Genomic DNA, 13,591 nt, shown 5'->3' with positions numbered 1-13,591 from the left:
TGCGGGCATCCCATCCGCAGTCTTCTTTTTTCTATCGTGTAGCCGGCCATCCTCCCTGCATCTTCCTGGACTGCATGATCTGACCCGTATGATACGCATCGTGGATCAGGATATGATACAAGTACTCGGCCACTTCGTTTTCTTTCATCTCTTCCTCTGACATTCCCTGAAGGATTGCCTTCAATCTGCCTTGGGCCCTCTCCGCCCGGTCGACGAGTGCCTTCCAGGCCGCTTCATCCTCCCGGGGCTCCGTCAGCTGAAACGTATCATGCCCATCTAGCGGGTTCTCCCACGGTTCACCGAGCAGCTTGGCCGCATGCCGCTCTTTATAATACGTCAGATGGTTTACATTTTCCCAGATGGAGTTCATGGCACTTCCCTCCGGCTTCCAGACGGCCATGGACACCGTCACCCCGCTCACGGTATCCTTGAACGGCGCATACCAGCTTTCCAGATCGTACGTATGGTCGAGCATCCTGATCAATAAGTCTTTACTTATCATGGTTTCCCCTCCACGTTCTGTATTCATCTCTATACATTCCCCTTTCCACCGTGCAATTCCTCCCCCTATACGTTTACATTTATTTCATAAACCTCTATCATGGACATGAGGTTCCATATATTAGTAGCAGTGAGGTGAAAAAGATGAAAAAGCATTTTTGGGTGGGAATCTTACTCACAATTACCCTCCTGCTGATCGGGGGATGTTCATCTGATGAAAAAGGAGCAAAACCTGCTGATGATGACAGGTCAAACGAAGAGACCGTAACGGAAGAAAGCACGAGTGAGGAAAACGAGTCCGATTCTGCTGTCACGGAGGATGATCGTGAGGAGGAGGTTAACGAAGAAACACCTGCCGAGCCTTCTGACGAAGAGGAAGAGACCGTTGATCTAGAGGATCAAGAAAACGAAGAAGAAGCAACTTCGACTCCTCAGACGATCGAGGACAATGCCACCCAGGACGAAAAAGACAAAGCGGTGGCCATCGTCACCGATTATCTGAAGGAAAAAGGGGAACTGGTGGAGGACAAGGATCACTTCGTCCAATATGACGGAACGTTCGATACCTATGTCATCGTCCGCTACTCAACCCTCGTATCAGGTCATTCTTCAACCAACGGACGATACGTCGTGGATCTTAAGACCAAGAAAGTGCAAGACTTCGACACTATCATGGATTCTATTACCGAATGAAGAAAAGAGGAGACCCGATGCGGTCTCCTCCTTCTCTTACCTGACAGTAGAATAAATGCATGTATCCGTCAGCTTTGTGCCGTCAACAGACGGCGACTCATTCCTGAGGATCCCTTCCAACTCGTAGCCAAGCTTCTCCGGAATCGCCCTGCTCTTAACGTTCATCGACTCACAGCGGATCTCCACCCTCCTGAAGCCGATATGGCTGAGGGCAAGTTCCGTCAATCCTTTTACCGCTTCCGTTATGTATCCGGCACCACCATGCTTTGTGTCAACCCAATAGCCGATTTCACCCTTTGGCACCTCCCAGTCCACATTATGAAACCCGGTGGACCCGATCAGTTCGCCGGATTCCTTATGAAAAATCAGGTAACGGAACGCTTCCCGTTTCCGGAAGCGGACATACGCCTCCCGGAGATTGATTTCTGTCTCTTCCACGGTGGGAGCAACCTGGGCAAACCCGAGCCAAGGCTTCAGTTCGTTCAGGGAACGGTTAATGGCTTCATTCACCACTCTTCCATCTCCCTGCGGAAGAGGTGCCCGCAACGTCAGCCTTTCCGTTTCAAATGATAACGGGACCTCTTTTAATATCGGATTCATATCCGTTCTCCTTTCGCTCATCATGTGCGCTGGATTGCCTCCACCCTTAATTGAAAATAAGGGCTACCAATCTACAAATTATAGAAATAACACTAATTTATTCTATCATTTTCATATTCACACTGCTCATGATTACAGGCTTTATGCGGGCGTGAGGATCATTTCCATATTCCATATGTTTTTGGGATACGACCTCATGACTGCCGATGGGAAAGAGTTCATCACAGGCACGATCCTGCCTGATTTCTTCTTTTTGGGATTCTTGTTCCTTGGCGCTTTTTTATATGATAAGCACAAAACGATACTCTATGGGCTGTGCGGGTGCTTATTTGTCCTTTTGATGGGTCACACTGCTCCCTCGTTTTACGGCAGCAAAAGAGTACACCGTCATCGACGATGAACAAGCATCAGAGCAATATGCCATCACCTATTACTCTTTTACCTTATCGGGAAAAGAGTACTCAGGTCACACCATTCATGTTCAAGCAGATGGGAGAGTATACAAACAAAACGAATCAGGCAGCTGACATGACCAGCATTGTTTATAACAAGGAGTATCTTATTGACGGCGATTATTTACTAATGGGGGAGTTAAAGATCCCCTTACACTAAAACAAGACAGCAGATGGCTGTCTTGTTTGTTTTCATCTGAAAGATTTTACGAACCGGTCGACTTCCCGACTCATTTCCATCGAACGGGTCCAGTGGAGATAGTGATGGCCATCTAGAGGCACCACCCTACTTGTAGGGGCACTCGTCAGCTGCGTTTCAAGGAATGTGACATTGTTCTTCCCGTCAGCAGTCGTCTTGCCCGCTTCCTTCGTAAAGAATAATACCGGCATGTCTGCAGGGAAGGCCATATCCTTTGTCTGATCGATGTTCTTCTTGATCGCGTTGGCCTCGGCTACGACATTGCGGTTATATCCCTTCCAGGCTGAGATCGCCTTGGTCTGGTCGAGGTTTTCTTTTGAATATGTCCCTTCACCGGCCTCTGGTAAAAAGTTTCGGGAATCGATCATTAGTGCCAGCCTTCCGATTCCAGACGGCGCTACATACTTCAAGAATCCCGGCATGGATGGCGGTGATTCATTGAAATAGTCCAGTGCCCCCGGCAGCGTCGGGTCAATCCCGATCACCGCCTTCACTTCCTCCGGGTATTGATCCGCATAATACATGCTATAGATGCCTGACACAGAATGAGGCATGAGAATGTAAGGTCCCTGGATATCCGCCTTGCTCAGTGCCGCCCTCATCTCCCGTACAATGTTTTCCACCGTGCGATCCGTCTCGGCCAGGTCGCTCCATCCGTACCCGAATGGCTCCACGACCACGACTCGATGCTTCTTGGAAAGTTCATCAATCAGAGGGGCGAAATCTAGGACAGGCGCAGCCGTCCCCAATCCGCTCATGAGGACGATCGTTTCCTCCCCTGTCCCCTTTGAATACACATGCATCTTCTTCCCGTCCACTTCCACCCGTTCACCCGGCGGATGATAAGTCCCCTGCTCATATGCCGTCATGATCGTGCTGAACACCGACCACCCGATGCACAGGATGACGAGGATCGCTAGTCCGTTCCTCACGTACACCCATCCCCGTCTTCTCTTTTTCTTCATGATTTTGTCCTCCGCTGTAAGATGATTTCATCTTACCAAGTGGTCCTCAATAAGAAATGGAAACGGAGGAGTATCTTTTCCTACGTCTAGAGGCTGATGGACTTCTCTCTCTTTTCATTAATCGCCTCACACCAACCACGATTATCAGTAAACCCCGTGAAAAAGTTCCAATCAATCAGCAGATACATCTTACGGTCACCATGAGTCACGACCAGTGGCTCCCCTTTCCCAAAGAACCCGAGGCGGTCACTTGAATTCACAGTGAACCGACTAAACGCCTCATCATACTCGCAGGCCACGCGCTCGATCTCTCCCAGCGCCAGGTCTTCCCATCCATCCAATCTGAGTGTGTCCTCCGTCAGTTCAATGCTTCCGGTATGAGGGAATCTATACTTTGGATGGATCGTACCACTAATTTTATCTATCAACCCGTTTGTTTTCAGGTCTTTAGCTGTTGTGCCATAGTAAGTTGCTTTCATTTGGTTCTCCCCTTAAAAGTTCCATTTACTAGAAAATACACAAAAATAAGGAATGAAGGAAAATGAAGTTTGAGATGTAGGGCACTGCATTCATTAGTGAACACCCTTCAAATCCTACAGTCCTAGTCTTTGATCCAGTTCATACTTTTGACGAAGATGATGATGGAAATGCATCCCCACAAGTTCATACCATTCCTGTGCGTTTAACCAACCAAAACCTCCATGTGCTTCTTTGTTATTCGAATTTACATCCTTCAGCTTCCTCTCCAACCTCTCCATTCTCGTCATCAAGTGATCAAGCTCTCGCATCAGATCTTCTTTGGATGTCGGATTGTCGGGCGTTGCATTGAGTTCGGGTGGTAATTGAATCTTTATGGGAGGAAAGCAGCCGATATTAAATAGATATTCTCCAAATTCGGTTTTTCCTTTTTCTTGTTCTCCTTTGCCTGTGGCACAAGCTTCTGCACTATCCAAGTACTCATGGGCCACGCAAATTAGGTGGTTATACATTTGACCGATCGACCACACACCTTGCTCTGGTATATCGTTCAATTGCTCTAGGGAATACTTCTGTAAAAATCCTTTGTAGGTCTCTATCAGCTTCAGATCATTCATGGGGATATCCCTCATCCAATATAAGATTTTTAGTACTTTATCCTAATATCTTGGCAGCTACCTAATCTATTCAATGAAAGAATCGAATATCCTTGTAAAGAAATTTTCCGTAAAGAGTGTTGCATGTGAGGATAACAAAAAGCGATTAACTTCTTATGGTATCATCTAGTAAAAGCCCTATTTGTCTGAGCCTTATCCCCTTCACGAAATACCGATGTTGATGTGAAATATAGGATAAGTTTTGCAAAGAGAAGTTTGTATAGGATAGGAGATTCCTTTGAAAAAACAATTGATTAGCCAAATAATTATTTCGATTAGTATTCTGCTCATTTTATTCAGTCAGCTACGTTCTTTTCAGCATTGGAGTGACTTATCTTCCATGCGCCAATGGGCTTACATCCTCATGATCAGTCTATGGGGACTGCACCTACTAGTCTTTCTAACCATGGCGGTACTCAGCAACAGAACTAGATCAGTTTGATAAAAAAACAATCAGAAAACGACCCTTTCTCAAGGGTCGTTTTCGTTTCAGCATTCACATATAAACTTCCTTTTACCTTTGCTCTGAAGCTTCCTGTCTTTTTTTTAGAATCTGAAAAAATAAAATAAGCGCCAGGACAAAGCTAAGATTCAATAGCCGGAAAACAATATGGACACCATCAAACATATCCAATAATCCATGTGCCACAATAATGTACATGGTAAATAATACGATTGTACTCTTCACCATGACCTCACCCCCAGACGACGTCTTCATATATTTAAAATCAGAAACCTCATTACAACCCGTTGTGTTCACGATCCCTTTTTAACGACCTCGGCTTGCTAAAGAAGAGGGCAAGAATAAAAAAGAGGAAGGTCAACCATATTCCAAGCCACGCTTTTCCGGCTGTGTGTAATAACGGAGTGATTCCTGCTGAAATAGAGGATAAAAGAAAGAAACATTTCATCAAAATAAACAGACTCCCAGCTACAAGATTTTAAAAGAATCCCATCCTTAAAAATGAGAAATCTTTGTTTTTGTTTATATGTAAATATTTTACACAAAATCCAGTCACCACACAAGCCTTTACACAAAAAATCCGCTACCCGTTCCCCGGCAGCGGATTTTCCCATTAGTGTTCATGGCCATGCTCCATATCACAAAGAATCGCGGAATCATGGGGATTGTTTTCAGTTTCGAATTGCATCGTGATATGTTTGATGCCGAAGTGCTGCAGACGAGGTTCCAAGCGTCTCAGTATATCTTCTGTACTTTTAACGGTAATGTCTCCCCCTACCACCGCATGACAGGACATGGCGATGAATCCACTTGTGATTGCCCAGATATGGAGATCATGGATGTCGTCGATTCCCTCTTCCCGTTTGATCACATCGATCACCTCTTGGACATCAATCTGTTCGGGTGTTCCTTCCAAGAGGATGTGAAGGGATTTTTTCACGACCCGGTATCCGCTGTTCAAGACGAGGATGGCGACGATGACGCTTGCCAGTGGGTCGGCCCAGCCCCAGCCGAAGAACATGATGAGAAGGGCTGCAATCACCGCTCCAACCGAACCGAGCATATCACTGATGACGTGGAGGAAGGCACCCCTCATATTCAGATTCTCTTCCGTATCGCCTCCACGCATCATGATCCACGCCACCAGGACGTTGACGAGAAGACCGATGATGGAGATGATGAGCATGCCGATTGTAGCAACCTCAGGCGGATGGGTAAATCGCTTGATGGCTTCATAAAAGATGAAGAGTGCGATACCGATCAAGGTAAGGCCGTTCAAGGTGGCTGCGATGATCTCAAACCGCTTGTAGCCGAATGTATTGCGATATGTAGCTGCCTTCTCCCCGAGCTTAAATGCGATCAGGGCAATCCCCAGGGATAGGGAGTCACTGAGCATATGACCCGCATCTGAGAGCAGGGCCAGACTGTTTGTCACATATCCTCCGATGGCTTCCACCACCATATAAACGGTTATGATGATAAATGAGATCAGCATGGTTTTCGTATTGGCGTGATGAGTGTGATCACTGTGATCGTGTGCCATGGGTATATTCCTCCTCTTCGGCTATGTTGTTTAACCTAGTTAGTTCTTCTTACGTTACCCATTTTCCTATTTATGCAACCTCAAAAACTTATGTATGACTATATATTCATATATTAATTCAATTGCTTTCAACTGTCAACGTTCGCAAAAGGAAGGGAAGCCCTCAAAACTAAGGGCTTGCCTGTTAGGTGAAGCTATTCTCATTCCCCTACCTTTTCCCCCCGCACGACCAATCGCTCTTCAAATTCATTCGTGGTCCAGTTATAGGTTTCACACGTGATCAGTGTGATCGTCTGATCCTCCGTATCCTCCAGGACCGACAAATCATCAGGTGATACCATCCTTTGTTCCGTCACTTTGTACGTAGTGGTTTTTCCGTTGACATCCAGTTCCATTACATCCCCTTCAGTCAGCTCATGAAGCCGATTGAAGAGGACACCGTATGCATTCATCTTATGTCCCGCAATGGAAATATTCGTTGCGGAAAAGGGAGTGTCCTCCTCGATGGTCGCGACTCCATTCTTGAGATGGGGTTCACTTGCCCCCTGGAAGATGGGCTCCTCTAATTCGATAGATGGAATACGGAGGACCGCCTTGATGTCAGAGGTCTCTACATCCGCGGAATCACTCAAGTATAGCTTCTCAAACATGGTTTTTTTCACTTCCCCCTTCCCTTCACTCGCTGCGACGAGAAGTTTTTCGTTGAACCCTTTATAGACTCCACCCTTGATTTGGCTATGAAACAAAAGGGGAAGGGACATCAGAATGATCAAGATGCCAATCACTTTCTTCATTTATAGACCTCCTCTTTTGGAAAGTCTGACGTCAGGATGCCGTATTTCCGTTTGAAACGTTCCAGGATCCGAATCCACCCCATACTGAACAGCCCTAGGAAAAATACGTTTGATAATGCATGTGCAAGATCAAAGTAAAAGCTAGCGATATAAGCCGAGACGAACACTTCCCAAGAGGCATCACCAAGGAAGCCCAGGAGGAACCACAAATTCATGAACCACCCGAACAAAAAACCTACGACAAATCCATATCCCATCAACCCCCATTTGGTATTGATGATCACTGTATTGCGAAGGAAACCGGCCATCATGCCTGCCATCCCCCAGGCATACATTTGCCAAGGGGTCCATGGACCTTGACCCAAGAAGATATTGGAGACGATGGCCGCCATCGCTCCTATCAAAAATCCCGCTTCGGGCCCCAGAACGATGGCGCTCACAATGATTACGAAGGTAGTCGGCTGCACACTCGGCAGGGGAGCAAACGGTACCCTGCTCATGGCTGCAATAGCTGCAAGTACCGCCAGCAAAACGATTTCCTTACTTCCGATCGCACGGAGTTCGAATCTCGCAAACAGCGGGATGACCGTTACGATCATGATGGCGATACAGATCATCATATAAGGCTTGTCGTCAAACAGAATGGCCGAGACGAATAAGAGAATCAAGGTGATGACAGAGGAGGTGATCAGGACGGCACGTGAAGATTCCATGTCTCATATGCCTCCTCTACCGTCAGGACCGTTGGAACATCGGCATTCTGACTCACGCGGTTGATCGTGGTGGTATAGAAGTAGTGATGGTCCAACACCTCCCTCACCGTTCCGTCTGCCGTGATGCGACCGTCAAACAACCACGCGCATCGTGAAGCATGCCTGGCCGCAAATTCGATGTCATGGGTCACCATCAGGATGGTCATGCCATCTTGATGAAGATCATCCAACATGACCGAGAACTGATCTTTGGACACCGCATCCATTCCCTTCGTCGGTTCATCGATCAAGAGTAGATCTGGTTCAATGAATAATAGGGTGGCAAGTGCCGCCTTCTGCTGTTCTCCCCCACTGCAATCATGAATGTGCTTTTCCAGGATCGACTCAATGCCGAGACGGGTCGCGATGGACCTCATTCGTTCTTCCGGAAGCGGGATGTCGTAACGGAAGGCAAGCTCAAGGATTTCTTCCTGTAGCGTTTCACACATAAAGCAGAGCAACGGGTTTTGAGGAAGATAGCCCATTCTGCAGGATGACTTTTTCGAAACATGCTTCCCATTCAGCTTTACCTTTCCGCTATATGGCTTCAGAATCGACGCAATGATTTTCAGGAGGGTCGTCTTTCCTGAGGCGTTTCCTCCCACCACAGTAAGAAAATCCCCTTTCCTCACCTCTAAGCTGATATCCTTCAGGATCATGGGTGCACGCTTTGCATACTTGAAGCTTACATGGTTCATCTCGAGAAGGGGTGACGCCTGCTCAGAAGAGACTTCTTGCTCTTGCTCCACCATCCCGATGGATAGATCCGATAGCCAGCGCTGAGCCTCTTTGACAGACAGGGGCACCCCCGTATCGTAAGACTGACCGGCAAAGGTATAGTATAGCTTGGCGATGGCCGGAAGGAACGGAAGAAACGTGTTGTCCTGGTTCTTCCACACAGTGGAAACGACTGTCCTTGCCGGCCCTTCATAGGCCACGCTTCCTTTCTCCATGAGGATCACCCGATCCGCAATGGGATAGAGCTCTTCCAATCGATGCTCGACCATGATGATTGTCATCCCGAATTCTTCGTTCAGACGCTGGACAAATTGGATCAGCGCTTTTGCCTGGACGGGGTCGAGTTGGGACGTCGGTTCATCCAATAATAGCAGGTCAGGTTTTTGCAGGAGGACACCAGCCACGTTCATCAACTGCTTCTGTCCGCCAGAAAGATGTTTTGTATCCTGTTCGAGCAGGTCTTCCATACCGAAGAAGTGAACCATTTCCGCCACGCGTTGCCGCATCTCCTCAGTACCCAATTGCTCGTTTTCCATGCCGAATACAAGTTCACTAAGGACGTTATCCATGACAATCTGATTTTCCGGGTCCTGAAACACGAATCCTACTCCCCTATCTGACATCCTGATCAGTCCTGTCATCCTGCCTACCGGCGTGAGTTCCTTTTTCAACAGCTTCAGAAGGGTTGTCTTCCCACAGCCTGAAGGACCTCCGATCACAATGAAATCCCCTTTATCCACGGTAAGGGAAAGGGCGCGGATGGCTGCTTGTTCTTCCTCTGGATAGTGAAAGCTTAGTTTGTCGAGTTCAATACATGCCATCGAAGTTGACTGCCTCCTTCAAGTAAAATGGGGAATGCCATCAAACAAATGAACAGGATCAAGATCAGCCAGTCCGAAGGGGAAAATGAGAGTGTCCCCAGCTGGGGATACACATTGAGGGTCCCGATTCCGTTCTGTGCAGAATACACACACACGCCGGCTATCCCTGCTAAGACGATGGACGCTCCCCAATCGGAATAGCGGAATGGGAACAGCTGATAATGCGACCTCTTCCGCTCCCCGAACCCTCTTGCATTCATGGACTCAGCCGTTTGAAGCGCCTCTTCCAACGACCACGTGAGGAGCTTTTGCATATAGAGCATGCCCGTCCTGCTCCGCTTCTTAACGCTTCCTTTGAACATATCGTGTCCCCTGAGCTTTTGCGTGTGATACAGGTCCTTCCACCGGGTAATGAGCAGGGGTACGAAACGCACCGTAATCATTAGTAGGAGGGCGAGCTGTGGCCACACTTTTGAAAAGAGAAATAAGAATTTCCGCCCGTGGATCACATCGTTGAATGAAATGAACAGGATGAAGATCCCCCATAGACTCATGGCCATGATCATCCCGTATGCCACTCCTTCCAATGTCACGGGATTATGACGGAAATAGAACAGCACGGTGGCTCCCCTTCGGACGAAAAGGGGATTCATGACGATGATGATGAGCCCCATGCAAGCGATCGCAGGCATAGATCGGATCAGTTTCCCCCAGGTTCCTTGAAGGATATTCACCCCGACCAGGATCAAGATGGATACAGACAGGAACAACGGATGGGTGAACATCATCATGCACACACCCGCACAAACGTAGTAGAGAAAGCTTACGAAGGGGTGAAGTTCTTTCAATCTGATTGTCACGTTGCGTACCCCTTTCTTCTAGCGGAACGGCTTCAGCTCCGCTCCGAGATCTTTTCCGAGGTCGATGGTGTAAAGCCACTCAATGCGATCTCCGTCCTGGAGGGGAACCACTCCAGCCCCTCTGTTAGGGAAGATCCCATTCACCCGGTACATCCAACCGCTTCCAGATCCCCGGTCAAACTCAAATAGGTTGTTGATTCCTTCTACATAGGCATTCGCCCCTGTACCACCGCGGAACGACATTGGAATTCCTTGAGAACGTGTCACCTCGATGAGCACATCAAGGACCGTATCCCCATCCTCGATTTCGACTGAAGTCGGAGGGAGCACCGTAGCCATTTGACTATCTGCCACAATGGAATAGGTGACTGTCGACGTTGCTCCCTGCTTTTCTTCCTTTTCAGGCTTTGGAGCGGGTGCAGGCTTTTTGGAAGGTTGAGGTACCGGTGACTTGCTTTTTGGTTGTGGTGATCCGGCACGTTCAGAGTCGGAAGGAGCTTTGGATTCTTTTGGGCTCTCTGCTTTTTGGTTTGACTCTGTCTTTGCTTCTTTCGTTGATGTAGATGATTCTTGTTTGTCTGGCTTTCCTTCTGATTCAGGGCGTTCCTTTGTTCCGTTTCTTTCTTCTTGTTGCTGAGGATCAGCCTTGCCGTCCTCTTTTGTGCTTTTAGTGGTTGTGCTGTCCGAATTCTCGTTTTTTTCTTTTTCCTCTTTCTTTTCATCCTGTTTCTCAGTCTTGGAATGTTCATCAGTGAAAGCGTTTGGATTTTTTTGTTTTTCTTTATCCCCGGTCACGGAAGCGACGGAGTTTTCGCTACCCGCCACTTGCTTACTTGTTGGTGCCTTTTGTTCTTCTCCGGAGAAACCATAGGTGACCCCGATTACTCCAAGAGTAAGGAAGAACACAGTCAAGATCGACAGTATGAGCTTACGTTGCTTCTTCATCGAACTCCTCCTAACCTTTTATCTCCATCTTCCGCTTCTTGCGTGCACCCCAGAAATAGATCGAGAGACCCGTGAGTAGAAGGAGTCCTCCCGCGACTGGAAGATACCATTCGTTCACCCCAGTATTGGGGAGCTTTTTCCCCGAAGAAGGTTTGGCTGCCGGTACAACAGTATCGTCTTTCTTGTTTTCCTTTGGAGACGAGCCCGTTTTTCCCTCATCCTGTGTTTTTTCTGGTTCATTTGTTTTCTCTTCCTCTTCCGTTCCCGTTGGTGCCGAGTTGAACACAGCGAATGTGCTCAAGTGATCAGGTTGTACACTGAACCACCCGTCGGAATAGTCCCCTCCGACATGGTCCCATTTTCTCGTATCGGCATTATAGAAGTAAACGGCGGTAGATGTGCTGTCCACCTCTTCTTCCTTGACGGCGAAGGACAGCTCTACGGCATCTTTCACATCATGAATGCTTTTCCCATCCTGTTTGATGGTAAAGTCGTACACGTTACTAAGAGCTTCCTTCATGCCTTCCATGCGCTGGATGGAGAATTCTGCTTCTTTTTTTGAGAACCCTTTCAATTCAGTCTTCATTTTCACTTGAGATGATTCCAAGTGAAGCGTCGCCCCTTTATTGACCATCGCACTCATGCTTTCATCCGGGAAGACGATGGTAACCGAATCGTCCGGGATCTCGATGATAATATCTCCCCCTTCCTTCAGGTTGCTGATACTATCCATCTCAATCGTGCCTTTTCCATCTTTCCATACAGGCTTTAGGGTCACCTGGTCCAGCAGCTTTGGCGGATCCTCATCTTTGGCTTCTTTTTTGTACTGGATGGTCACTTTCTTTGACACCACTTTTTCATTCTGATCTTGTGCGCTGACAATGAGAACATTCTTCCCCTCATTTAAGGAAAGGACAAACTCGCCTGATTTGTTGCCTTCAATGGCCTGATCATTCAACTTCGCGTCGACTACCAAGGCGTTTCCTTCTCCATCCTTTGCCTCAGCCGTGACCGTGATCTCTGGCGTTGCAACAATCTCGCCATCTTTCACCCCTTTTATGGTAAGGGTCGGATCAGGCATGGGTGTCGGTGGTTCCGGCTCCAATGGTTTAGGGAATGAATAAAGCTTCCCCTCCCCTTTTAAGAATTTCTGATACGCAACGAGGGCCTGCAGGGCTTGCTCGGTCGCCATCCCGTTGGAATTGCCTGGACTGACATGCATAAATCCGCCATCCTCCGACTTGAAGCTCAGAAGGTGTGTGACGAGATTATTGGATCCTTTCGTGAATGCCTTTGACGTCGGATCAATCCCGTTCGACGTCAGGGCAATGATCACCTGGGAAGTGGCTTCACTTGAAGTCCCCCCGACAAATGGATCGTCAAATCCTCCGCTTGATTGCTGTTCTGCAGATAGAAATGAGAGCGCACCATCTACCGCTTTCTTCACATTCCCCTGGGATGTATAGGGTGCCAAGGCAATCAAGGCCATGGCCGTGATATCATAGCTCGGGCCCGACATGTATGCACTGAGGGACCAGCTTCCATCCTCATTCTGCTGCTTCAAAAGCTCATCAATCAGCTTTTGACGTGTCCACTTGGCATCTGATGGCACCTCGAACTGTTGGCTGTCCAACGCGATCAAGGCGAAGATCGGTCCGTTATTCCCTTGAAGGGTCATCGTGTCATTCCCTGGTGACACATCCTGACTGTTGTAGATCTTTTCAATCAAGTCTGTGCCGTTGACAGACAATGGATCCAAACCGATTGCCGCCGCCGCAATCACGTGGCGTTCAATATCGGTAATCTTAGCGTATCTCGATGGATTGATGACCTGGCTATCCACCGATTGACTGAAATGATTCTGATAATAGGCTTCCGGCACTGGATATCCCGCTGCCGCAAGTCCTATGGCTTCCCACTCACTACTTACACCGCTGTCCAGAATGTGATTCGCAGCACCTTCAATGGTTTTATTGATCTCAGCCAGCGAAACATCCGTACTCGTCGCTGCCTCTGCGTGTCCAGACGGAATCCCCGCAACCGGCACACCCAAAAACAACACAACGCTCAATACACTTGCCAACATTGCTTGAAGTATTCTCACTCACATATCCTCCCGTATCCCTTATCCC

General features: G+C 47.9%; 13 protein-coding genes. 1 reads left to right on the top strand and 12 read right to left on the bottom strand.

Annotation, left to right across the window (positions count from 1 at the left end):
• Positions 1–31: 31 nt before the first annotated feature.
• Positions 32–502 (bottom strand): DinB family protein, encoded by a 471-nt coding sequence (locus ABJ225_RS14585; protein WP_148796419.1) that lies wholly within the window; start codon positions 500–502, stop codon positions 32–34.
• A gap of 143 nt (positions 503–645) precedes the next feature.
• On the opposite strand from ABJ225_RS14585, the gene ABJ225_RS14580 reads away from it, so the two are divergent.
• Positions 646–1,194 carry a hypothetical protein gene (locus ABJ225_RS14580; protein ID WP_347320895.1) on the top strand — a complete coding sequence of 183 codons (549 nt, stop codon included), beginning with the start codon at positions 646–648 and terminating at the stop codon, positions 1,192–1,194.
• Positions 1,195–1,230: 36 nt separating this feature from the next.
• Here ABJ225_RS14580 and ABJ225_RS14575 read toward each other — a convergent pair whose 3' ends face one another.
• The 11 genes from ABJ225_RS14575 to ABJ225_RS14525 form a co-directional block, all read right to left on the bottom strand.
• Positions 1,231–1,794 carry a GNAT family N-acetyltransferase gene (locus ABJ225_RS14575; RefSeq protein WP_218246508.1) on the bottom strand — a complete coding sequence of 188 codons (564 nt, stop codon included), beginning with the start codon at positions 1,792–1,794 and terminating at the stop codon, positions 1,231–1,233.
• A gap of 644 nt (positions 1,795–2,438) precedes the next feature.
• Entirely contained in the window at positions 2,439–3,410 is a 972-nt protein-coding gene (locus ABJ225_RS14570; RefSeq protein ID WP_347320894.1) for an alpha/beta fold hydrolase, read from the bottom strand.
• An 86-nt stretch (positions 3,411–3,496) separates the two neighbouring features.
• Entirely contained in the window at positions 3,497–3,889 is a 393-nt protein-coding gene (locus ABJ225_RS14565) for a hypothetical protein (RefSeq protein WP_148796412.1), read from the bottom strand.
• A 114-nt stretch (positions 3,890–4,003) separates the two neighbouring features.
• Positions 4,004–4,504, bottom strand: a complete 501-nt coding sequence (locus ABJ225_RS14560) for a DinB family protein (protein WP_347320893.1) — start codon at positions 4,502–4,504, stop codon at positions 4,004–4,006.
• Positions 4,505–5,619: 1,115 nt separating this feature from the next.
• Entirely contained in the window at positions 5,620–6,549 is a 930-nt protein-coding gene (locus tag ABJ225_RS14555) for a cation diffusion facilitator family transporter (protein WP_347320892.1), read from the bottom strand.
• A 200-nt stretch (positions 6,550–6,749) separates the two neighbouring features.
• Positions 6,750–7,343 (bottom strand): class D sortase, encoded by a 594-nt coding sequence (locus ABJ225_RS14550; RefSeq protein WP_347320891.1) that lies wholly within the window; start codon positions 7,341–7,343, stop codon positions 6,750–6,752.
• Positions 7,340–7,963, bottom strand: coding sequence for an ECF transporter S component (locus ABJ225_RS14545; protein WP_481900630.1), 624 nt, complete (start codon positions 7,961–7,963; stop codon positions 7,340–7,342). The genes ABJ225_RS14550 and ABJ225_RS14545 overlap by 4 nt, the downstream gene beginning before the upstream one ends.
• A gap of 68 nt (positions 7,964–8,031) precedes the next feature.
• Positions 8,032–9,654, bottom strand: coding sequence for an ABC transporter ATP-binding protein (locus tag ABJ225_RS14540; RefSeq protein ID WP_347320889.1), 1,623 nt, complete (start codon positions 9,652–9,654; stop codon positions 8,032–8,034).
• Complete coding sequence (locus ABJ225_RS14535; protein ID WP_347320888.1) at positions 9,627–10,514, bottom strand: energy-coupling factor transporter transmembrane component T; 888 nt, start codon at positions 10,512–10,514, stop codon at positions 9,627–9,629. The genes ABJ225_RS14540 and ABJ225_RS14535 overlap by 28 nt, the downstream gene beginning before the upstream one ends.
• An 18-nt stretch (positions 10,515–10,532) precedes the next feature.
• The gene (locus ABJ225_RS14530) at positions 10,533–11,459 is read right to left on the bottom strand and encodes a DUF4430 domain-containing protein (RefSeq protein WP_347320887.1); all 927 of its coding nucleotides are present in this window, start codon (positions 11,457–11,459) and stop codon (positions 10,533–10,535) included.
• 10 nt (positions 11,460–11,469) lie between these two features.
• On the bottom strand, positions 11,470–13,563 hold the full coding sequence (locus ABJ225_RS14525) for an LPXTG cell wall anchor domain-containing protein (RefSeq protein ID WP_347320886.1): 2,094 nt from the start codon (positions 13,561–13,563) through the stop codon (positions 11,470–11,472).
• Positions 13,564–13,591 lie beyond the last annotated feature (28 nt).

It is taken from the genome of Rossellomorea sp. RS05 (assembly GCF_039822645.1).
GTDB lineage: Bacteria > Bacillota > Bacilli > Bacillales > Bacillaceae_B > Rossellomorea > Rossellomorea marisflavi_B.
This window is presented reverse-complemented; position numbering and strand designations above follow the sequence as displayed.

Coding starts and splice junctions, on each gene's coding strand:
- ABJ225_RS14565 (WP_148796412.1), bottom strand. CDS start 3,889: ATGAAAGCAACTTACTATGGCACAACAGCTAAAGACCTGAAAACAAAC.
- ABJ225_RS14555 (WP_347320892.1), bottom strand. CDS start 6,549: ATGGCACACGATCACAGTGATCACACTCATCACGCCAATACGAAAACC.
- ABJ225_RS14530 (WP_347320887.1), bottom strand. CDS start 11,459: ATGAAGAAGCAACGTAAGCTCATACTGTCGATCTTGACTGTGTTCTTC.
- ABJ225_RS14575 (WP_218246508.1), bottom strand. CDS start 1,794: ATGAATCCGATATTAAAAGAGGTCCCGTTATCATTTGAAACGGAAAGG.
- ABJ225_RS14570 (WP_347320894.1), bottom strand. CDS start 3,410: ATGAAGAAAAAGAGAAGACGGGGATGGGTGTACGTGAGGAACGGACTA.
- ABJ225_RS14550 (WP_347320891.1), bottom strand. CDS start 7,343: ATGAAGAAAGTGATTGGCATCTTGATCATTCTGATGTCCCTTCCCCTT.
- ABJ225_RS14545 (WP_481900630.1), bottom strand. CDS start 7,963: ATGATGATCTGTATCGCCATCATGATCGTAACGGTCATCCCGCTGTTT.
- ABJ225_RS14540 (WP_347320889.1), bottom strand. CDS start 9,654: ATGGCATGTATTGAACTCGACAAACTAAGCTTTCACTATCCAGAGGAA.
- ABJ225_RS14580 (WP_347320895.1), top strand. CDS start 646: ATGAAAAAGCATTTTTGGGTGGGAATCTTACTCACAATTACCCTCCTG.
- ABJ225_RS14585 (WP_148796419.1), bottom strand. CDS start 502: ATGATAAGTAAAGACTTATTGATCAGGATGCTCGACCATACGTACGAT.
- ABJ225_RS14560 (WP_347320893.1), bottom strand. CDS start 4,504: ATGAATGATCTGAAGCTGATAGAGACCTACAAAGGATTTTTACAGAAG.